The organism is Pseudovibrio sp. WM33 (assembly GCF_001623165.1).
GTDB lineage: Bacteria > Pseudomonadota > Alphaproteobacteria > Rhizobiales > Stappiaceae > Pseudovibrio.
Genome location: NZ_LMCK01000021.1, coordinates 36,611 through 56,711 on the forward strand (window position 1 = coordinate 36,611; position 20,101 = coordinate 56,711).

General features: G+C 52.2%; 19 protein-coding genes. 16 read left to right on the forward strand and 3 right to left on the reverse strand.

What is annotated here, in order from left to right; translation table 11 throughout:
- Window positions 1-69: 69 nt before the first annotated feature.
- From PsWM33_RS05635 to hemB, 3 genes are all read right to left on the reverse strand, one after another.
- Window positions 70-579, reverse strand: coding sequence for an RDD family protein (locus PsWM33_RS05635; protein WP_057464442.1), 510 nt, complete (start codon window positions 577-579; stop codon window positions 70-72).
- Between the two features lie 200 nt (window positions 580-779).
- A complete protein-coding gene (locus PsWM33_RS05640; RefSeq protein WP_063297553.1) occupies window positions 780-2,021 on the reverse strand; it encodes a threonine ammonia-lyase in 1,242 nt (413 codons plus the stop codon).
- 34 nt (window positions 2,022-2,055) lie between these two features.
- A complete protein-coding gene (gene hemB, locus PsWM33_RS05645) occupies window positions 2,056-3,084 on the reverse strand; it encodes a porphobilinogen synthase (RefSeq protein WP_057464288.1) in 1,029 nt (342 codons plus the stop codon).
- Window positions 3,085-3,551: 467 nt separating this feature from the next.
- Here hemB and PsWM33_RS05650 point away from each other — a divergent pair, with 467 nt between their 5' ends.
- From PsWM33_RS05650 to PsWM33_RS05725, 16 genes are all read left to right on the forward strand, one after another.
- Window positions 3,552-4,691 carry an isobutyryl-CoA dehydrogenase gene (locus tag PsWM33_RS05650; protein ID WP_063299514.1) on the forward strand — a complete coding sequence of 380 codons (1,140 nt, stop codon included), beginning with the start codon at window positions 3,552-3,554 and terminating at the stop codon, window positions 4,689-4,691.
- A gap of 161 nt (window positions 4,692-4,852) precedes the next feature.
- On the forward strand, window positions 4,853-5,902 hold the full coding sequence (locus tag PsWM33_RS05655; protein ID WP_244276653.1) for an enoyl-CoA hydratase/isomerase family protein: 1,050 nt from the start codon (window positions 4,853-4,855) through the stop codon (window positions 5,900-5,902).
- Window positions 5,903-5,960: 58 nt separating this feature from the next.
- Window positions 5,961-6,371 carry a DUF6163 family protein gene (locus PsWM33_RS05660; protein ID WP_063299516.1) on the forward strand — a complete coding sequence of 137 codons (411 nt, stop codon included), beginning with the start codon at window positions 5,961-5,963 and terminating at the stop codon, window positions 6,369-6,371.
- A 157-nt stretch (window positions 6,372-6,528) separates the two neighbouring features.
- Window positions 6,529-7,431 (forward strand): 3-hydroxyisobutyrate dehydrogenase, encoded by a 903-nt coding sequence (gene mmsB / locus PsWM33_RS05665; RefSeq protein ID WP_063299527.1) that lies wholly within the window; start codon window positions 6,529-6,531, stop codon window positions 7,429-7,431.
- Between the two features lie 155 nt (window positions 7,432-7,586).
- Window positions 7,587-8,099, forward strand: a complete 513-nt coding sequence (gene ldtR, locus PsWM33_RS05670) for a transcriptional regulator LdtR (protein ID WP_057464291.1) — start codon at window positions 7,587-7,589, stop codon at window positions 8,097-8,099.
- A 504-nt stretch (window positions 8,100-8,603) separates the two neighbouring features.
- The gene (locus PsWM33_RS05675; RefSeq protein ID WP_057464292.1) at window positions 8,604-9,950 is read left to right on the forward strand and encodes a L,D-transpeptidase family protein; all 1,347 of its coding nucleotides are present in this window, start codon (window positions 8,604-8,606) and stop codon (window positions 9,948-9,950) included.
- A 160-nt stretch (window positions 9,951-10,110) separates the two neighbouring features.
- Window positions 10,111-10,296, forward strand: coding sequence for a DUF6898 family protein (locus PsWM33_RS05680; protein ID WP_057464293.1), 186 nt, complete (start codon window positions 10,111-10,113; stop codon window positions 10,294-10,296).
- A 183-nt stretch (window positions 10,297-10,479) separates the two neighbouring features.
- Entirely contained in the window at window positions 10,480-11,793 is a 1,314-nt protein-coding gene (gene glyA / locus PsWM33_RS05685; RefSeq protein ID WP_057464294.1) for a serine hydroxymethyltransferase, read from the forward strand.
- 68 nt (window positions 11,794-11,861) lie between these two features.
- Window positions 11,862-12,347, forward strand: a complete 486-nt coding sequence (gene nrdR, locus PsWM33_RS05690; RefSeq protein WP_057464295.1) for a transcriptional regulator NrdR — start codon at window positions 11,862-11,864, stop codon at window positions 12,345-12,347.
- 88 nt (window positions 12,348-12,435) lie between these two features.
- Entirely contained in the window at window positions 12,436-13,587 is a 1,152-nt protein-coding gene (gene ribD, locus PsWM33_RS05695) for a bifunctional diaminohydroxyphosphoribosylaminopyrimidine deaminase/5-amino-6-(5-phosphoribosylamino)uracil reductase RibD (RefSeq protein ID WP_244276654.1), read from the forward strand.
- On the forward strand, window positions 13,588-14,211 hold the full coding sequence (locus tag PsWM33_RS05700; RefSeq protein WP_063299517.1) for a riboflavin synthase: 624 nt from the start codon (window positions 13,588-13,590) through the stop codon (window positions 14,209-14,211). It abuts the gene before it with no gap.
- A 156-nt stretch (window positions 14,212-14,367) separates the two neighbouring features.
- Window positions 14,368-14,817: a 6,7-dimethyl-8-ribityllumazine synthase gene (gene ribH / locus PsWM33_RS05705; protein ID WP_057464297.1), complete on the forward strand. Its 450-nt coding sequence runs from the start codon at window positions 14,368-14,370 to the stop codon at window positions 14,815-14,817.
- An 8-nt stretch (window positions 14,818-14,825) separates the two neighbouring features.
- Entirely contained in the window at window positions 14,826-15,317 is a 492-nt protein-coding gene (nusB, locus tag PsWM33_RS05710; protein ID WP_057464298.1) for a transcription antitermination factor NusB, read from the forward strand.
- A 3-nt stretch (window positions 15,318-15,320) separates the two neighbouring features.
- Window positions 15,321-16,340 (forward strand): thiamine-phosphate kinase, encoded by a 1,020-nt coding sequence (gene thiL / locus PsWM33_RS05715; RefSeq protein ID WP_063299518.1) that lies wholly within the window; start codon window positions 15,321-15,323, stop codon window positions 16,338-16,340.
- 169 nt (window positions 16,341-16,509) lie between these two features.
- Window positions 16,510-17,727, forward strand: coding sequence for an MFS transporter (locus PsWM33_RS05720; protein WP_063297546.1), 1,218 nt, complete (start codon window positions 16,510-16,512; stop codon window positions 17,725-17,727).
- A 180-nt stretch (window positions 17,728-17,907) separates the two neighbouring features.
- Window positions 17,908-20,037, forward strand: a complete 2,130-nt coding sequence (locus PsWM33_RS05725; protein ID WP_057464301.1) for a sodium-translocating pyrophosphatase — start codon at window positions 17,908-17,910, stop codon at window positions 20,035-20,037.
- Window positions 20,038-20,101: the final 64 nt, after the last annotated feature.

The window sequence follows — 20,101 nt, forward strand, 5'->3', positions numbered from 1 at the left end:
GTGCTACACTTTCACACGTTATTAGAGGGTCCTGGCAGGTTCGTCACTGCACGTTGCATCATTGGTTTGTTATCGATGCAAACTATCCACCGGGGAATTCATAATAACGGCACCAAGCACGATATCATGGAGCAGGCGCTTTTGGTCACTAAACAATGAGACTATGAGGACAAAAGGGCTGAGTATTGTTACTGAGAAATAAAAGAGCAGGACGTGGATTGCTGCATAGAGCGGATATGGACGTCCGCCGTTGCTGAGGCGCATTTCCAAGCCAAACGCACGCATGCCCGGTGTTGCCGAGTTAAACCCACCCAGTGAAAACGCAGTGTAGGCTAGGGCAACAAGTGGCCAGATTGCAGGGAATAACAGCCATGCAAGACCGAGTGTCAGGATGCCGAGGAAGCCGACGACAAAGTAAGCGATGCCGGAAAGAACGGTGATCGCGATAATATCGATGATGCACGCAAAGATCCGTTTTTTCCGCACGCCGTCAAACAGCTGAGGATTAAGATAGGGATCATAATAGATGTTCGGGTGCGCGCTCACTTCTTGGCTCATTTTTGCCTCTGTCAGGTTCAACTGTGCCGGGGGCATTCCCCAGCGTCTCTCAGTAGAATTGGGTGTGCTATTTTCAAGTTTCAAGCGGGGGTAGCAAACTATTTTTGTAGAATCTGGCAATGAGAGGATAGTTTTGCGCCGCTCATAATGCGAGCATCTGCGCGAACGCGGTGTTCGGCGCAGATGCTGATCTCAATTGCAGTTTGCGAGTGGGGATAACCCTAGAATCGCATCTCGCCAGAAGACAGGTGGGAGACGTGGATATCTCCTTCTTCCAGCGCAGCAACGATTTCTTTTGCGTGCTGATTGTCACGGGTCTCAATAGCCACGTCCAGTGTTGCGCCTTTTACGGAGACGTCAAGGAAGAGGCGATGGTGAGAGACTTCTAAAATGTTGCCGCCCAGCTGACCGATCGTTGTCGAGATTTCGCCAAGGATGCCCGGACGGTCCGGGATGTTGCAGCGGATGTGTATGATGTTGCCGAGGCGTACCAGCTGGCGCAATGCGATAGATGCCAGCAGGCGGGGATTGATGTTGCCTCCGCAGAGGACAAGTCCAACCTTTTTGCCTTTAAATCGCTCCGGGTGGGCGCAAATGGCTGCAAGGCCAGCAGCGCCAGCTCCTTCAGCCACCGTTTTCAGGCGGGTAAGGAAGATGTTGATGGCTTCCTCGATCTGGCTTTCGCTGACGAGCAGAATATCGTCGACATATTGCTTGACCAGCTGCTGGGTATAAGTGCCGGGCACTTTGACCGCGATACCCTCTGCCAGAGAGTTGCCACCGCATTCCATTGGCTGGTTGCGCAGGGCAGCATACATGGACGGGTAGAGCTCGCTTTCAACACCGATGATCTCGATATCCGGCTTGATCGCTTTGGCTGCGACTGCGATGCCGGAGATCATACCGCCACCGCCGATTGGTACGATCAGCGTGTCCAGATCTGGCTGGGCCTTCAGCATTTCAAGGGCGATTGTGCCTTGTCCTGCGATGACTTCCAGATCATCAAACGGATGAACCCAGATGTAGCCGTGTTTTTCTGAAAGGCGGTCAGCTTCATTCTTGGCATCGTCTACGGTTTCACCGGCAAGAACGACTTTGGCGCCAAAGGCTTTGGTTGCTTCCACCTTTACGTAAGGCGTGCCGTTGGGCATGACGATGAGTGCCGGGATGCCAAGACGTTGTGCGTGAAGAGCCACAGCTTGCGCGTGATTGCCGGCGGACATGGCGATCACGCCGCGGCTTTTCTCTTCATCTGTCAGGTGAAGCAGCTTGTTCAGGGCGCCGCGCTCTTTGAAGGCATTGGTGGCCTGCATGTTCTCGTATTTGACGAAAACAGTGGCGCCAGTGATGGCATCCAGTTGTGCTGCTGGCAGGAGCGGTGTTGATATCACCGCGCCCTTGATGTTGTTTGCAGCCTCTTCAATCTTTGAAAGGGTGAGAAGAGGTGAGGCCACCTTTGGCATGTTTTGTTCTCGCAGGTGTCTTGTTTTACGGGCTTTATTTGCCGTTTAGCTTTTTCGCAAGTTCAGGTGCAAAGTAGGTTAAGACACCATCTGCGCCAGCGCGTTTAAACGCCATCAGGCTTTCCAGCATGGCTTTGTCTTTGTCCATCCAGCCGTTTTGCGCTGCTGCACAGATCATGGCGTATTCGCCAGAGACCTGATAGGCGTAGGTTGGTGCAAGGAAGGCGTCTTTGATGCGGCGGAGAATATCAAGGTAAGGCATTCCCGGCTTCACCATGATCATGTCTGCACCTTCATCCAGATCCAGCTCAGCTTCTTTCAGCGCTTCGTCCGTGTTGGCCGGATCCATCTGATAGGTGCGTTTGTCGCCCTTCAGGTTAGAGTTGGAGCCAACAGCGTCGCGGAACGGGCCATAGAAGGCAGAGGCATACTTTGCGGAGTAGGCCATGATCTGCAGGTTTTCGAAGTTATTATTGTCCAGCGCATAGCGGATTGCACCGATACGGCCATCCATCATGTCAGAAGGTGCAATGATATCAGAGCCTGCTTCGGCCTGAATAAGAGCCTGACGGCACAGCTGATCTACGGTCTCATCATTGATGATCTTGTCGCCTGCCATCAGGCCATCGTGGCCGTGAGAGGTGTAAGGGTCCAGCGCAACGTCTGTCATCAGGCCAACAGGGAAACCTTCTGCTTTGATCGCCTGAAGAGCGCGGCAGGTCAGGTTGCTGTCGTTCAGCGCTTCGGTGCCCATTTCATCGCGCAAATCAGGGTCAGTGTTTGGAAACAGTGCCATAACCGGAATGCCAAGTTCTGCAGCCTGCTCAGCGGCGCGCACTGCCATATCGACAGAATAGCGCTCAACGCCTGGCATGGAGGTGACTGGTTCGGTTTTCTTCTCGCCATCAATCAGGAAGATTGGCCAGATCAGGTCGTCCGTGGTGATTGTGTTTTCGCGGATCAAACGACGGGACCAATCGCTGTGACGATTGCGACGCATTCGGCGGCCGTTCAAAATCTGGTTCATGTCTACGGAAGAATGCGATTCATTGGCAAACGGCATGGTAACTCACCTGAATGACTTGTTGTGTGGCGTCTTTAGCTCTGAGAGCGTCGGTTTACTCAAAACTACTAGGGCATTTGATGTCAGATAGCACGGGGAGTTTGCTTGATGAAACTCAAATTCTTTTTGTGTTCCAGAGGTTCTTTAGAATCGCGGGAAGGTTTTCGCTTTCAGAGCAATTAAACGGTGGACGACAGACTTATCCTCTCAGCTGATTGGAGGCATGAGGGGAGCAAGCGGGGAATCACTCGTAGATTATAGCTTTGCGCGATTTGTTGCGTTGGTTTGAAAGCTTTGCGTTTTTGGAACGTTGCTGTGTACGGGCCGCTGTTTTGACTGAGCAATTGGTCTTATCTTGGTCTTTCCGAGAATTGACGCAGTTTTGGTGTGGGTCTACCGATTGACGCAATTACATTAATATTGTGGCTGGTGGTTGTGGGAGGCTGCTTGCCGGGAGGACGGATTCCATGGAATTTGAACTGAACGAAGATCAACGCGCCTTTGTGGATATGGCAGCCGGATTTGCGCAGGAGGAGATGGCGCCTTTTGCAGCAGAGTGGGATGCGAAATCTCATTTCCCGCTGGATGTGCTTCGCAAGGCAGCGGCGCTGGGTCTGGGCGGGCTGTATGTGCGTGAAGATGTGGGCGGCTCACAGCTGGGACGTCTTGATGGGGCGTTGATCTTTGAAGAGCTCTCCAAGGGATGTGTTTCTACCTCGGCGTTTTTGTCTATCCATAATATGGCCGCTGGTATGGTGGACCGGTTTGGGTCTGATGAGGTCCGGCAGAGATTTCTCCCCGGTCTTTGCAGTATGGAGAAGGTGGCGAGTTATTGTCTGACCGAGCCGGGGGCTGGATCGGATGCGGCGTCGCTGCGCACGAAGGCGGTGCGGGATGGTGATCATTATGTGATCAACGGCTCAAAATCCTTCATCTCTGGCGGCGGTGTCTCTGATGTTTACGTGTGTATGGTTCGCACGGGTGAGGATGGGCCGAAGGGGATATCCTGTATCGTGGTTGAGAAGGATGCGCCGGGTCTGTCCTTTGGGGCCAACGAGCATAAGCTTGGATGGTGCAGCCAGCCAACAGCGCAGGTGATCTTTGAAGACTGCCGTGTTCCAGTTGAGAATTTGGTTGGCGCAGAGGGGCAGGGCTTTTCTATTGCCATGGCCGGGCTTGATGGTGGGCGCCTGAACATTGGCGCCTGTTCGCTTGGTGGGGCGCAGTTCTGTCTGGAGCGGGCGTTGCAATACATGGATGAGCGCAAGCAGTTCGGGCGGTCGCTGGCTCAGTTTCAGGCGCTGCAGTTCAAGATTGCGGATATGGCGACGGAGCTGGAAGCAGCGCGTTTGTTGCTGCACAAGGCGGCGTCTCTGTTGGACCGGAAAGATCCTCAGGCGACCAAAATGGCGGCGATGGCCAAACGCCTTGCGACGGATACGGGCTTCAAGGTGGTCAATGAAGCGCTGCAGATCCATGGTGGTTACGGGTATCTGAAGGATTATCCGCTGGAGCGTCATTTGCGCGACTTGCGGGTGCACCAGATTCTGGAAGGGACCAACGAGATCATGCGCGTCATCGTAGCGCGTGAACTGATGAAAGCTTGAGTTGCCGAAGCGGTTCTTCTTAGGATGGACTGAGTGAGCTGCTTTAGCTTTTGTGTTGCGTATCTTTAACCGGAAACCAGTGTCCTGTTTTCGGAAATACGCCAGATAATTTTAGCAAAATGAATAGGTACGCTGTGCAACAGGAATATGCGGGGGAAGTCTTGTCCGAAACTACTGATGTTCTTTTTGAAGAGAAGGGCCATGCCGGTCTTATCATTCTCAATCGCCCCAAGGCGCTGAACGCGCTGACACATGAGATGTGCGTTGCGATGCACCGGCAGCTGGAACGCTGGCTGATTGATGATGCGGTTCACCATGTTCTCATCAAGAGCAACAGTGAAAAGGCCTTCTGCGCGGGTGGGGATATTCGTCAGGTTGCTGAAAACGGCCCTGAGAAAATTGATGTGAGCCTGCCGTTCTTTGCGGATGAGTACCGCCTCAACACGTATATGGAAAGCTACGCTAAGCCTTTGATTGCACTGCTTGATGGTATTGTGATGGGAGGCGGTGTCGGCATCTCGGTTCATGGCGCATACCGTGTGGGCAGTGAGAAGACGATGTTTGCCATGCCTGAGACTGCGATTGGCTTTTTTCCGGATGTGGGGGGCAGCCACTTCCTGCCGAAAATGCCTCAGAACACGGGTATGTACTGTGCGATGACCGGTGAGCGTTTGAGGCAAGCAGATTGCTACTGGACTGGTATCCTGACCCATGCGGTGAAGTCTGAGGATATGGCCGCTCTGGAAGAGGCGCTGTGCGAGGCGCTGGACGTGGAGCCTGTGCTGGCGCGCTTTGCCTATGATCCGGGTCCTGCGCCGCTGCATACCAAAGCGGATGTGGTGGATGAATGTTTTGGTGTTGAGAGCACGCTGGAAGTTGTGGACCGTTTGCGCAAGCTACAAGGCTCTGAGCACAATGATTTTGCGGTTGCTGCTCTGGATACAATTGCCAAGCGATCTCCGCTCAGCATGGAAGTTGCTTTTCAGCAAGTGCGACGCGGTGCCGGGCTTTCCATGGCTGATTGTATGGTCATGGAGCATCGGATCGTTTCGCAGATTTTGCTGGGTAAGGATTTCTATGAGGGTGTACGAGCTGTGATTATCGATAAGGATCATGAACCTAAATGGCAGCATTCAAGCCTTGATGAAATAAAAACAGTTGATGTTGAGGCCCATTTTATGTCACCGAAGGGGGGTGACCTCGTATTTTAACGGGGCAAGGGGCTTGCTGCCTGTGATTGGGGCAGATGTGTAAGGTGGAGCTTTAGGTATGCCTGGCGTTTTTGTAGAACTGATGAAGAGGGTTCCCTCCTTTCAGTTTTTGCTGCATGCGTATGTCAGGCTGCTTGCCGTTTTCATGCTTTTTGCAGGCCTGAGCTATTGGGGTGCTATACTCGGTGTGCGCCTGATTGATGGCGCTCCGTTTGAGGACGTCGGTGTTCAGGTGCAGTCTACCATCATCTTTTTTGCGATTCTGGACCTGGTCACAGCCATCGGTCTGTGGCTGCTTGCCAGCTGGGGCACCGTGATGTGGTTGTTCCGTTCTCTGGCTCAGGTGGTGATGTATTCCGTGTTTCCCATGGTCTTTGGTCGTAGTCCGACTGAGGTCGTATTCTACATCAGTGCAATCGCCCTTTACCTCGTTCTGCTTTACCTTGCAGAGCGAGAGGAACGGGCCTGATCGACCAAAGTTCAGTTTGGTCTGTAACTCATTGAAATTTACTGTTTTGCAAACTGCCGTTCACGTCAAATTGATCTGAGCGAACCCTAGGTGATCAGCTTGGGGCAAGTTCTAAATGTTCAAAATCCTGACGGACGGCGATTTTCGGGAGGATGCAATGGGAGAAACTGTTCTTCGCGTTGCTTTTATTGGTCTTGGCAATATGGGCGGCCCTATGGCTGCAAATCTTGTCAAAGCCGGACATGAAGTCGTCGGTGTAGATCTTTCTGAAGAGGCGCGTACTGCGTTTCAGGCTGCGGGCGGGCAAGTTGCTTCGTCAGCAGTTGAAGCGGTTCGCGACGTTCAGGCTGTTGTTACCATGCTGCCAGCAGGGAAGCATGTTCGTGCCGTGTATACGGGCGAAGATGGAATTCTTGTGCATGCACCAAAGGGCACGCTGTTTATCGATAGCTCGACTATTGATGTGGACAGCAGCCGTGATGTTGCAAAAGCAGCAAGCGAAGCTGACATGAGCATGGTCGATGCTCCGGTTTCCGGTGGTATTGTGGGTGCTGCGAACGGCACATTGACCTTTATGGTTGGTGGGCCTGATTCTGCATTTGAACGGGCTAAGCCGCTCCTGGATATTATGGGAGCCTCGATTGTTCATGCCGGTGATGCTGGCGCTGGGCAGGCAGCAAAGATCTGTAACAACATGTTGCTTGGTATTTCGATGATTGGTACCTGCGAGGCGTTTGTTTTGGCTGAAAAGTTGGGTCTGGATCCACAGAAGCTTTACGACATCTCCTCCAAGTCCTCCGGTCAGTGTTGGTCTTTGACCTCCTACTGCCCGATTCCCGGACCGGTTCCGACGTCGCCAGCCAACAATGAATATAAGCCCGGCTTTGCAGCGCCAATGATGCTGAAAGACTTGCTACTGGCGGAAGAGGCAGCAGATTCGAGCGGAGCTAACACACCAATGGGTGAAAAGGCGGCTCGGCTCTATGAGGAATACTGTAACAATGGCGGGGAAAACGTCGACTTCTCCGGCATCATCCACTTGCTTCGGAAGTCAGGGTAAACAGAGGGTTAACGGAAAGGTCTACACGCTTGCTAGTGATTAAGAAATAATTCATCGTGTCTCTTAAGCGGTTCTTAGAAGCGGTCGCGTAAATTTGCTTCAAGTGCTGATAAAAATACGAACGCACGAAAAATATGGACATGAGGCGCAACCAGATGATCAATACAAACAGGGCCGTTGAGGTCTTGGCGCAAGAAGAAGAAACGGTAGGGCTGAAGCCTGCATACCTCGAGGCACTGACGCTCATCGAGCGTCTGCATCGTCGTCTTCTTGACGTCATTAAAGATGAGTTTGACCGGATGGGTCGTTCCGATGTGAACAGCGTTCAGGCGCTGCTTCTTTTCAACATTGGCGACGCCGAGCTGACTGCAGGCGAGCTTCGTACTCGCGGTTATTATCTTGGTTCCAACGTTTCTTATAATCTGAAGAAACTCGTTGAAACCGGATACATCAATCACGAACGTTCCCAGATGGATCGCCGCTCTGTGCGGGTGAGCCTGACGGAAAAAGGGCGCGAGATTGCTCAGATTGTTGATGACCTTTACAGTCGTCATATTCTTTCTGTTGAGCAGGTTGGTGAGCTCTCAACCGAGAACTTTGAAGAGCTGAACCGGTCCCTGCGTCGTCTGGAACGCTTCTGGACAGATCAAATCCTCTATCGGCTTTAATTTTCGGCGATATCAGGGCTTTCAAAAAACACCGCTTCCATGCACCGGGGGCGGTGTTTTTGCGTGTTATGAGGGCCGGTTTGCGGCAAAGCTTGTATGGGATTGCTGCGGGTGGCGGGCCAGCTCCAGATAAGGCGTCTGTGAGTAAGTTGGGCTGATTGTTGCTTTCTTGCACTAGGTGCAAACCAACGCTCGCTGCATAACCACCTTTTTCCCACTTGGAGTAATTAGCCATTAAACGGTCACATTGAGTGGGGAATACACGCTCTCACTTTTCGGGCTGAAAAAGTGCTGTTGGCATTGTAAATTTAGAAGCTGTCAACTCTGATTTGTTCAGGGGATCGATCACTTTCTTTAATTCACCAACAGATGTTCCTCCCCGATTTTTGGCTGAAGTCTTGCGAGTTTGCTAAGATAATGCCATGTAGATTTGCCATGTTAAGTCTCTGTTTACCAAGTTACATGGAATCTTACAAAATGACTGATTGCTAGGAGAAACTATTCGTGTTGGCACCTCTTTTAAACCGCAGCAAGTTTGCTCTGGCTCTCGTTGTGAGTACGGGCCTTTCTGCAGGTATGATGTCTGCACAGGCGCAGGTGAAGGTTCCAGACCTGCTTTCCTATAATGGCAGCATTCAGCAAGCTGTCAGTCAGCCGGCGCCGGTTGCTCCTACACAGCCTATCGTTGGTCAGGGCACGGAATGGGAAGACACCTTTGATGAGGGCGTTTCTTCTCTGGAGCAGATTGATTTTGTGGCTCCGATTATCTCCAAGCAGACCAGCCAGTACATGATTGATGCGATTCTCGATTATGAGCGTATCGCTCTCAATGGAGGTTGGCCTGAGGTCTCCACCAAGAAAGTTTTGCGCATTGGTATGCGCGCACCAGCAATTGCAGCTTTGCGACAGCGCCTGATTGTTTCAGGCGACATGGCGCAGCATGCGGGTGTCTCTGAGGTTTTTGATAGTTACGTTGATTCAGCTGTTCGCCGCTTTCAGTTGCGCCATGGCCTGACACCGGATGGTGTTGTAGGGCGGGCAACCGTGATTGCGATGAATGTCCCTGTTGAGGTGCGTTTGCAGCAGTTGCGGACCAATCTGGAGCGCGTTTCTGCTTTGGCTGAAAATGTGACAGATACCTATGTGAACGTGAATATTCCGGCAGCTCGTATTGAAGTTGTTGAGAATGGCCGTGTTCGCTCCCGCCACACCGCTGTTGTTGGCAAACAAGATCGCCAGTCTCCGATCCTCAGCTCTGCGATTTATGAAGTGAACTTCAATCCGTACTGGACTGTTCCTGTCAGCATTATCCGGAAAGACCTGATTCCGAAGATGCAGAAGGATCCGCAGTATCTGGCGAAGAACAACATCCATATCTATGACTGGTATGGCAAAGAAAAGCAGTGGCAGGAGATTGACTGGAATACGGATGAAGCGACCCAGTATCGCTTTACGCAGGACCCGGGTGAGGGTAACTCCATGGGCAGCATCCGGATCAACTTCAACAACACCCATCAAGTGTATCTGCACGATACGCCAGAGCAGTCTTTGTTCGGTGAGGGCTATCGCTTCCATTCCTCCGGCTGTGTGCGTGTGCAGAACGTGCGTGAGCTGGTGACATGGTTGCTTGGGTCGACAACACCAGACTGGACCCGCAGCCGCGTGGATGCAGCCATCAATTCAGGTGAGCGTACGGATGTGAAGATGAAGAGCCGTATTCCACTCCACATGTCCTACGTGACTGCGTGGGCGCTGAGCGATGGTATGGTTCACTTCCGGGATGACATCTACGACAAGGATGGGCTTTACGCTGCGAGTGCTGATCCGATGGCGCAGGCCTCTGCTCAGTAAGGTTTTGCAAGAGTTTCAAGTTTGAAGGGCCGTCTCTGCCAGATGCAGAGCGGCCCTTTTCTTTTGGGGATGTGATTGCTGGCAAGCCTGTGCTGCGCTGTTTTACCTGCTAAAACGGCAGGCAACTTACGAATCTGAGAGAAACAAGGCGAGGGGCCACATGTCTAAGTTGGGGCAGGTCTATTTTGAGACACGTGTGGTTGGAAATGCAGTTCGCATGACAGCGATTTGTGCTCAGAGCGGTGTTGAGGTGTTTGTTGTGGGGCCTCGTAATGCGAGCGAGTCGCATCTGAAGCAGCTGGCACTTCGTAAGCTGGAACGCAAATTACAACCTCAAGATGCGTAATTCATAAATTTTGGGTGATGGCAGCAATAGTATTGCGCAATTCCTATGAACAACGCTTGGTTCGTTACCCCCTATATGTTAATGGGCTAGGACCCGAAGCTACAACTTGTCGGGATGGGAATGCGAAACGATATTGGGACGTTTCGTCAGTTTGTTGCTCCAACCTTGTCATGAGGTCCACCTATGTCCGTATCGGATAATCCAATTACGACGCCGCTCTACCCAGAGTTTTTTACAGGTAGCCTGGCTTCTGGTGACCCAGAGCTTCTCGAGGCAATCAATAAAGAACTTACTCGTCAGCAGAACGAGATTGAGCTTATCGCTTCGGAAAATATTGTATCTCGCGCTGTGCTTGAGGCGCAGGGTTCCGTCCTGACCAACAAATACGCCGAGGGTTATCCTGGTCGCCGTTACTACGGTGGTTGTGAATACGTCGATATCGTTGAGCGTCTTGCAATCGACCGCGTAAAAGAGCTGTTCGGCTGTGATTTTGCAAACGTACAGGCGAATTCCGGCTCTCAGGCCAACCAGTCTGTTTTGCTTGCATTGGCGAAACCAGGCGACACTCTGCTCGGCATGAGCCTTGATGCAGGTGGTCACCTGACACACGGCGCTCGCCCGAACTTGTCCGGCAAGTGGTTCAACGCTGTTCAGTACGGTCTGAACACTGAAACTGGCCACATCAACATGGATGAGGTGCGTGAGCTTGCTAAAGAACACCAGCCAAAGATCATCATTGCTGGCGGCTCTGCTTACTCCCGTGAGATCGATTTTGCTGCGTTCCGCGCAATCGCTGACGAAGTAGGCGCTTACCTTTGGGTCGACATGGCGCACTTTGCAGGTCTTGTTGCTGGTGGTCAGCATCCAAGCCCGTTCCCGCATGCGCATGTTGCAACATCCACCACCCATAAGACCCTGCGCGGTCCTCGTGGTGGTCTGGTTGTGACCAACGACGCTGACATTGCGAAAAAGATCAACTCCGCGATCTTCCCAGGTCTGCAGGGTGGTCCTTTGATGCATGTGATCGCTGGTAAGGCTGTTGCCTTCGGTGAAGCGCTGCGTCCTGAGTTCAAGACCTACGCGAAAGACGTTGTCGAAAACGCACAGGTTCTGGCTGCGACACTGGTTGAAGGTGGTCTGGATATCGTTTCTGGCGGTACCGACACACACCTTATGCTGGTTGACCTGCGTCCAATGGAACTGACCGGCAAAAACGCAGAGATTTCTCTAGGCCGTGCGAACATCACCTGTAACAAGAACGGTGTCCCGCTTGATCCTCAGAAACCGACCATCACCTCCGGTATTCGCCTTGGTACACCTGCTGGGACTTCCCGCGGGTTTGGTAAGGAAGAATTCCGTGAAATCGGTAAGCTGATTACCGAGGTTCTGGAAGGTCTGCGCAAAGCAAATTCCGTTGACGACAACGAAGCTGTGGAAGCACGGGTCAAAGAGAAGGTACTGGCCCTTACTGCCCGGTTCCCAATCTACAAAAACTAATTTAAACGAGAAGAACCGCCGGACACCCTTCGGCGGTTCTTTAGTGTTTAAGTAAGGAGGCAGGCGAGATGCGTTGTCCATATTGCGGGGGTGATGACACCCAGGTGAAGGATTCGCGCCCGACCGAGGATAATACAGCTATCCGTCGGCGCAGGGTCTGCCAGACTTGTGGTGGTCGTTTTACCACCTTTGAGCGTGTTCAGCTGCGCGAGCTGACCGTTATCAAGCGTAACGGGCGCCGAGTACCTTTTGATCGCGAAAAGCTGATGCGCTCTGTTCTGATCGCAACCCGCAAGCGTCCTGTTGAGCCGGAGCGTATAGAGCGTATGGTGAGCGGGCTTGTCCGGCAGTTGGAAAGCTCCGGTGAAAGTGACGTTGTGGCGGAAGATATTGGTCATTTGGTCATGGAAGGGCTGAAAACCCTTGACGATGTGGCTTATGTGCGGTTCGCTTCTGTTTATAAGAATTTCCGCGAGGCCAAAGACTTCGAGGCTCTGCTGGATGAGCTGTCCGATGCGGATGTTGATCCGCTGATGATGCCGCCACGGACGTAATCTCTGGCTTTTTGCAGTGTTGTGTTGCGTAATTTCTCCGAGGATCGGGCTTTTCTTTTAGGGAATACGTTGTAGTGCTGGCAGGGGGATGGCTTTGTCTGGTCACAAAGCATTAGATGCAAATGAACGAGTTGAGCACGAACGCTTTATGGCGGCCGCGCTCAGCTATGGCATTCGTGCAAAGGGCCGGACCTGGCCCAACCCTCCGGTTGGAGCAATCCTGACAAAAGATTTTGGTGATGGTCCTGTGATTGTGGGGCAGGGTGCAACTCTGCCTCCCGGTGGCTCTCACGCCGAAGTGCTGGCCATCAAAGATGCCGGTGAGCACGCACAGGGGGCAACAGCCTATGTGACGCTTGAACCATGTGCTCATTATGGCCGCACCGGTCCGTGTGCGCGGGCGCTTGTGGCTGCTGGCGTAAAGCGTGTTGTTTATGGCACTGCTGATCCCAACCCTGCCGTTGCCGGGCGCGGCAAAAAGATCCTTGAAGAGGGCGGTGTTGACGTTCTAATCGGTATTTTAGAGAAGGACTGCCGACAGGCCGTTCGCGGTCATATCTCCCGTATCCTTAATGAGCGTCCTTTTGTTCAGCTCAAGATGGCTGTGTCGAAAGATGGTTATATCGGCAAGCGCGGAGCCGGACAGGTGGCGATCTCCAGTCCGTTGTCGCGGCAGCTGGTGCATGCGATGCGGGCGCAGATGGATGCCATTGTTGTGGGCATCGGCACGGTTTTAGAAGACGATCCTGAGCTCTCTGTGCGCCTGCCGGGTATGGCGCATCGCTCACCGCAGCCGGTGGTGTTTGATAGTCAGGCCCGGATTCCGCTTTCCTCCAAACTGGTGCAAAACGCAGAGATCAATTCCCTGTGGGTGGTGATTGGTGAACATGCGCCGGATCATCGCGTCAGTGCGCTTGAGCGGGAAGGCGTGACAGTTATCGTCAATGACTGCCTCAGAAATGGCAAGGTATGTCTTGATAAGGCACTGGATGCGCTTTACATGCATGGTCTCTCCCAGATTATGGTTGAGGGCGGTGCGGAACTTGCGCACGGTCTGCTTCAGCAAGATCTGGTGGATGAGCTTTTGATTTTCCAGGGAGCCAACCTGATTGGGTCTGATGGTATTCAGCCTTTCGGCTTTGAAGGGCTGGAGAGTTTGCGAGACGGTTATAACAAGCAGATGCTGCGTCCTGTGGGCGAAGATCTGTTGTGGCGGTATACGCCAAAAGAGAGGTTCTAGGTGTTTACGGGCATCGTTAGTGACGTTGGAACAATCCTTGAGCTGGAGCAGATTGCTGCAGGTCAGCGGACGAAAATTGGTACTGTTTACGATCCTGACGGGATCGATATTGGTGCATCTATTGCCTGTTCCGGCGTTTGCCACACTGTTGTTGCGAAAGGTCGTGATGCCGAGCAGAACTGGTTTACGGTTGAATCGGCTGCCGAAACGCTGGCGCTGACAACTGTTGCTGAGTGGAGCGTGGGCAAGCGGGTCAATCTGGAGCGTTCCCTTTCCATGGGCGCTGAGCTGGGTGGTCACCTGGTTCTGGGGCATGTGGATGGCAAGGCGACCATTGTTGAGCGGACCGAACACCCTGAGAGCGTTTATCTGAAATTTGAGTGTGCGCCAGAGTTCGCGCGGTTCATCCCGAAGAAGGGATCCGTGGGGCTGGATGGCACCTCTTTGACGGTGAACGAGGCTGAAGGAAATACGTTTTCTGTCTTCCTTATTCCACACACTCTGGAGGTGACCACATGGTCGGACAGAGCGCAGGGGGATGAGGTAAACTTGGAAGTTGACATGATGGCACGGTACGTTGCGCGTCTTGCTGAGTTTCCAAGCCTTGCAGAAATTACAAAATAGCCTTATAGCCAAAATCTTCCGCAGGAAATAACTGGACATTTCGCTTGGGGCGTGGTTCCTGAGCGCACATACGTGGGTACTGTCCGTACCCGTGGCCTTAACCCATCTTTGCTGATTTCTCAGCGAAAAGATGAGGTTGGCATTAGGAGAAATTAAATGAGCGCCGTTCCGCACATTCTTGTTATTGAAGCACGGTTTTACGAAGATCTGGCTGATGCCCTTTATGAAGGTGCTTCAGATGTACTGGACCGTGAAGGAGCGAAAATCTCTCGACTGGCTGTGCCAGGTGTGCTCGAAATTCCTGCTGCGCTTTCCATGGCGTTAACCGCAATGGAAAATGGCGACGCAGATTATGACGGTTTTGTATTGCTCGGTGTTGTAATTCGCGGTGAAACAACCCATTACGACATCGTTTCTAACGAGTCGGCTCGTGCGATCATGGATCTTTCTGTGGATGCAAACGTTGCAGTTGGCAACGGCATCCAGACAGTTGAGAATGATGATCAGGCATGGGCGCGCGCAAGCGTTTCTAAAAAGAACAAGGGCGGCGGTGCTGCTGAAGCTTGTCTTGCTATGATTGACGTGCGCGACCGGTTCGGTGTGTAAGGTTTAGGATGACAACGGAAAACAACAAGAAAAACGCCGAAGTGAAACCCGCGAATAAGCGCGGGGTTGCTCGACTAGCTGCTGTTCAGGCTGTGTATCAGATGGAAATCACTGGTGCGCGTTTGAATGATGTGCTGAATGAGTATGAAGCTTACCGGCTTGGTCAGGAAGTGGATGGCGACCAGTACCGTGATGCGGATCCGGCATGGTTCCGTGATCTAGTGCAGGCGGTGTTTGAGGATCAGCTGCGTATTGATCCTCGCATTCACACAGCGCTTTCTGAAGATTGGCCACTGAAGCGTATCGACACCACTTTGCGTGCGATCCTTCGTGTTGGCTGTGCTGAGTTTTTGCGTAAAAAAGACGTTCCGGCCCGCGTTATCATCAATGAATACATTGATGTGACGAAGTCCTTCTATGATGGAGATGAGGCACGTCTGGTCAACGGTATTATGAACCGTCTGGCTCGCGAGCTGCGTCAGTCTGAATTCGAAGACTAAAAAATGAGCGAGAGAGCTGCCAGTTCCAGACCGGGAGAGTTCTCGCTTATTGAGCGCTATTTTGCGCCGCTCGCCACCAGCACGGGTGCTGTGCATCTGCAAGATGATGCTGCTGTATTTGCCCCTGACACCGGATGTGAATTGGTAGTAACCAAGGACATGCTGATGGCAGGGGTTCATTTTTTTGAAAATGACCCTCCCTTTGAAATCGCGCAAAAAGCGCTTGGTGTGAACCTTTCGGATCTGGCTGCCAAAGGCGCAGAACCTAAGGGCTATCTGCTGGGCCTTGGGCTATCTAAAGACATCAGTGAAGAGTGGGTTGCTGAGTTTTGCCGCGGTTTGAAGCTGGTTCAGGATCAGTTCCAGATTGATCTTCTTGGCGGTGATACGATTTCCTGCCCGCAAGGCCCGCTGCTTTCCATCACCGCGTTTGGTCAGGTTCCAACGGGGCAGGTGGTTCGGCGCAATGAGGCTGTTGCTGGTGCACTGCTCTATGTGACTGGCACCATTGGTGATGCCGCACTTGGCCTGAAGTTGCGGTTGGATGAAGCACTCGCAGATAAGCTTGAGCTTTCTGCTGAGCAGCGTGATTTCCTTCTAAACCGTTATTTGCTGCCGCAGCCTCGTGTTGGTGCTGCTCAAGCGCTTCGTGATTATGCTGTTGCGGCGATGGATGTGTCTGACGGGTTGGTTGCTGATCTGGGACATATGTGCCGGACATCGCAGGTGCATGCTTCTGTGCAGCTGGAAAGTGTTCCGCTGTCTGACGCTGCTTCTGCAATGATTGCGAAGGATGCTGCGTTCCGTGAGACAGCGATTGCGGGCGGGGACGACTATGAGATCCTTGCTGCTGTGATGCCTGAGAACGCCGGGGCTTTTGAGAAAGCTCTTCAAACGGCTGGTTTGTCTTGTTCCCGGATCGGAGAACTGCACGAGCCAGAGGCTACAGGGCCTGCGATTTCCCTCAGTTTGAATGGTGAAGCTTATTGCCTTCTGGGTGCTGACGGGTTCAAGCATTTCTGACACCATCGCAGACCGATAATCGACAATAACGGTCTTGCATGACGTATTCTCATCGAGTTGTGCGTATATCTCTCAAAGTTGCAGGTGATCAGGTGAGCTCTGTGGTTGCTCATTACGTGGAATTGATTAGGCTGTCGGTTCCTTCCTGATTTCTTTGAAAGTTTACATTATGGCAAATACTCTGGCGGCTCCGTTGATTGATGACGGATTGGCAAAGCGCAATGCGCTGCTTTTGGCGCTTGCCCAGTCGTTTGCTGGTGGTGTTCCCCCTATCATTTTTGCAACTACATCTATCCTTGCCTCAGTTTTGTTGGTTGACGACAAGTCTCTGGCAACACTGCCTGTTACTGCTTTTGTGCTTGGAACCGCCATCGGTACGTTGCCTGCTGGCATGATCATGCGCAGTTTTGGACGCCGTGCCGGGCTTGTTGGTGCGCTGCTGTTTGGTGTGCTGTTTGCCTTGGTTGCTGCCTACGCTGCCTATCTTGGTAGTTTTACGCTGCTTTGTGTTTCTACACTCGGCAGTGGTTTTGTGATGGCCTTTACCCAGCAGGCGCGTTTTGCTGCTGCTGATACGGCCAGCCCTGCCTTCAAGCCCAAAGCAATTTCATGGGTTTTGACCGGTGGTATTCTTGCCGGTGTGGTTGGTCCGCAGACCGTAATTCTGACACAGGGCATGTTTGAGCCCTTCCTTTTTGTCGGAACCTACCTTGCACAAGCGGTCTTGATGCTTATCGGTTTGTTTTTTGTGGCGTTTTTGGAAATACCTTTGCCGCCGAAGATGGAAAAGCATGAACGTGGACGTCCGCTTTTAGAGATTCTGAAGCAACAAAAGTTCTTTGTGGCTGTTGGTTGTGGAATGATCAGTTACGCGATCATGAACCTGATCATGACGTCTGCTCCGCTCGCCATGGTTGCTTGCGGGTTGACGAACTCAGATGCGGCTCTTGGCATCCAGTGGCACGTGATTGCCATGTTCGCACCTAGTTTTATTACGGGAAGTTTGATTGGCCGATTCGGCCATGGGGCTGTAATTGGCACCGGATTTTTGCTTTATGCGGTGTGTGCGCTGGTTGGCCTTACGGGACTAGAGCGTTGGATTTTCTGGAGTTCCCTGATTTTACTTGGTCTTGGCTGGAACTTTTCTTTCGTCGGAGCGTCTGCGTTACTGACCCAAACTTACCGACCAGAAGAACAAAACAGAGTCCAGTCCATAAACGACTTCTTTGTCTTTGGTTTAGTCGCAACTGCCTCGTTTTCCTCAGGGAAATTGTTAAACGTGTTTGGTTGGGAAACTGTCAACCTAATGGTGTTCCCGTTCGTTATCTTATGTCTATTTCTTGTTGTCTCACTGATGTTTACTGAAAAACGGGAAGTTAAAGTTTGAATAATTCCAAGTAGTTTCTCTCCTTTCAACATACGTGTTTCCTTCCACTACCACGCAAAAGCAACTTGACGGATAGTGACAGGTATATACCGTCACTGTGTTCGTTAAATTACACAATTGCAGTGCGGATTTTGCTACGAACACACACATAAGTAGCAGGGTACCCTTAGGGGAGGAAATATGACTGAACTTATCGTTACCATTGCGTGCGGTTTGCTCTCTGTCGTTTACGGCATCTGGGCAATTCGCAGCGTGATGGCTGCTGACACCGGGTCTGCGAAAATGCAGGAAATCGCTGGTGCCATTCAAGAGGGTGCGCAAGCATACCTCACTCGTCAGTACACCAGTGTTGCAATTGTTGGCGTGGTTATCTTCGCCATCGTCGCTTACTTGCTGTCTATCACCGTAGCTATTGGATTTGTTATCGGTGCCGTTCTTTCCGGTGCCGCAGGATTTATTGGAATGCTCGTCTCCGTACGGGCAAACGTTCGCACTGCACAAGCTGCAAGCCAGAGCCTTGGGGCAGGGCTTTCTATTGCATTCCGTTCCGGTGCCATCACCGGGATGTTCGTTGCCGGTCTCGCTCTTTTGGGCGTTGCCGTTTACTATCTGATCCTCACCGGACCTATGGGCATTGATCCAACATCACGTACTGTGATTGATGCGCTTGTGGCTCTTGGGTTTGGCGCTTCTCTGATTTCCATCTTCGCCCGTCTTGGCGGCGGCATCTTTACAAAAGGTGCTGATGTTGGCGGTGACCTTGTTGGTAAGGTTGAGGCTGGCATTCCTGAGGATGATCCACGTAACCCGGCAACAATCGCAGATAACGTTGGCGACAACGTTGGTGATTGTGCAGGTATGGCCGCTGATTTGTTTGAGACCTACGCCGTGACGCTTGTTGCGACGATGGTTCTTGCAGCGATCTACTTTGCAGGTACGGCTGATTTGCAGTCTGCAATGCTGTATCCAATGTTGATCTGTGGTGTTTGCTCTGTGGCATCCATCATCGGTACGTTCTTCGTGCGCCTTGGTGCGTCCAACTCCATTATGGGCGCGCTCTATAAAGGCTTCATCGCCACTGCAATTGTTTCGCTGATCATCCTTTATCCGCTGACCTACTGGGTCTTCGGCGGTATGGATACAGTGTTGACGCAGAGCAATGGCGTTAGCTTTACTCCGCTGGATCTGTTCTTCTGCGGTGTCTCCGGTCTTGTGGTGACAGGTCTGATCATCTGGATCACTGAATATTACACCGGTACCAACTTCCGTCCTGTGCAGGCGATTGCCCGGGCCTCTGAAACAGGTCACGGTACCAACGTTATTCAGGGTCTTGCGGTCTCCATGGAATCCACTGCGCTTCCTGCTCTGGTGATCATTGCCGGTATTATCGTGACTTTCCAGCTAGCTGGTCTGTTCGGTATTGCGATTGCAGTGACAACGATGCTGGCGCTGGCTGGTATGGTTGTAGCGCTGGATGCGTTTGGTCCAGTCACGGACAACGCTGGTGGTATTGCTGAAATGGCAGACCTGCCTGCGGAAGTGCGCGACACGACTGATGCGCTGGATGCTGTTGGTAACACCACAAAGGCAGTGACCAAAGGCTACGCGATTGGATCTGCTGGTCTTGGTGCTCTGGTGCTGTTTACGGCTTACACGGAAGATCTGAAGTTCTTCGTGGCAAACTCTGAGCAGTTCCCTTACTTCAAGGGGATGACTGAGGCGTCTATCGATTTCTCACTGTCTAACCCATATGTGGTTGTCGGCCTGTTCTTTGGTGGTCTGCTCCCATTCCTGTTTGGCGGTATGGCCATGACAGCGGTTGGCCGTGCAGCGGGTGCTGTGGTTGAAGAAGTTCGGCGTCAGTTTAAAGAACAGCCAGGCATCATGAAGGGTGAAGTTCGCCCTGATTATGGCCGTGCTGTTGATATGCTGACCAAGGCTGCAATCAAGGAAATGATCATTCCGAGCATGCTACCTGTGCTGTCTCCAATCGTCATTTACTTCCTGATTGAAGCGATTGCTGGCAAAGCAAATGCCTTCGCATCCCTGGGCGCTATGCTGCTTGGTGTTATTGTGACAGGGCTGTTTGTTGCGCTTTCCATGACCGCTGGTGGCGGTGCGTGGGATAACGCCAAGAAGTACATTGAAGACGGTCATTACGGCGGTAAGGGCTCAGAAGCTCATAAAGCGGCTGTGACAGGTGATACTGTTGGTGATCCTTACAAGGATACTGCTGGTCCAGCTGTGAACCCAATGATCAAGATCACAAACATTGTAGCTCTTCTGCTTCTGGCAGTGCTGGCGCACTAGTTTGCTCTGATCTGAATTGAAACTAAAAAGCCCGGTCTGGGAGATGACCGGGCTTTTTGCTGTT

What these genes read in the sequence shown, in the direction of transcription:
- nusB (WP_057464298.1), top strand. Translation starts at nt 14,826, where the DNA reads ATGACAACGGAAAACAACAAGAAAAACGCCGAAGTGAAACCCGCGAAT.
- thiL (WP_063299518.1), top strand. Translation starts at nt 15,321, where the DNA reads ATGAGCGAGAGAGCTGCCAGTTCCAGACCGGGAGAGTTCTCGCTTATT.
- PsWM33_RS05680 (WP_057464293.1), top strand. Translation starts at nt 10,111, where the DNA reads ATGTCTAAGTTGGGGCAGGTCTATTTTGAGACACGTGTGGTTGGAAAT.
- ribD (WP_244276654.1), top strand. Translation starts at nt 12,436, where the DNA reads ATGGCTTTGTCTGGTCACAAAGCATTAGATGCAAATGAACGAGTTGAG.
- PsWM33_RS05640 (WP_063297553.1), bottom strand. Translation starts at nt 2,021, where the DNA reads ATGCCAAAGGTGGCCTCACCTCTTCTCACCCTTTCAAAGATTGAAGAG.
- ldtR (WP_057464291.1), top strand. Translation starts at nt 7,587, where the DNA reads ATGATCAATACAAACAGGGCCGTTGAGGTCTTGGCGCAAGAAGAAGAA.
- nrdR (WP_057464295.1), top strand. Translation starts at nt 11,862, where the DNA reads ATGCGTTGTCCATATTGCGGGGGTGATGACACCCAGGTGAAGGATTCG.
- PsWM33_RS05725 (WP_057464301.1), top strand. Translation starts at nt 17,908, where the DNA reads ATGACTGAACTTATCGTTACCATTGCGTGCGGTTTGCTCTCTGTCGTT.
- mmsB (WP_063299527.1), top strand. Translation starts at nt 6,529, where the DNA reads ATGGGAGAAACTGTTCTTCGCGTTGCTTTTATTGGTCTTGGCAATATG.
- glyA (WP_057464294.1), top strand. Translation starts at nt 10,480, where the DNA reads ATGTCCGTATCGGATAATCCAATTACGACGCCGCTCTACCCAGAGTTT.
- PsWM33_RS05650 (WP_063299514.1), top strand. Translation starts at nt 3,552, where the DNA reads ATGGAATTTGAACTGAACGAAGATCAACGCGCCTTTGTGGATATGGCA.
- PsWM33_RS05660 (WP_063299516.1), top strand. Translation starts at nt 5,961, where the DNA reads ATGCCTGGCGTTTTTGTAGAACTGATGAAGAGGGTTCCCTCCTTTCAG.
- ribH (WP_057464297.1), top strand. Translation starts at nt 14,368, where the DNA reads ATGAGCGCCGTTCCGCACATTCTTGTTATTGAAGCACGGTTTTACGAA.
- hemB (WP_057464288.1), bottom strand. Translation starts at nt 3,084, where the DNA reads ATGCCGTTTGCCAATGAATCGCATTCTTCCGTAGACATGAACCAGATT.
- PsWM33_RS05720 (WP_063297546.1), top strand. Translation starts at nt 16,510, where the DNA reads ATGGCAAATACTCTGGCGGCTCCGTTGATTGATGACGGATTGGCAAAG.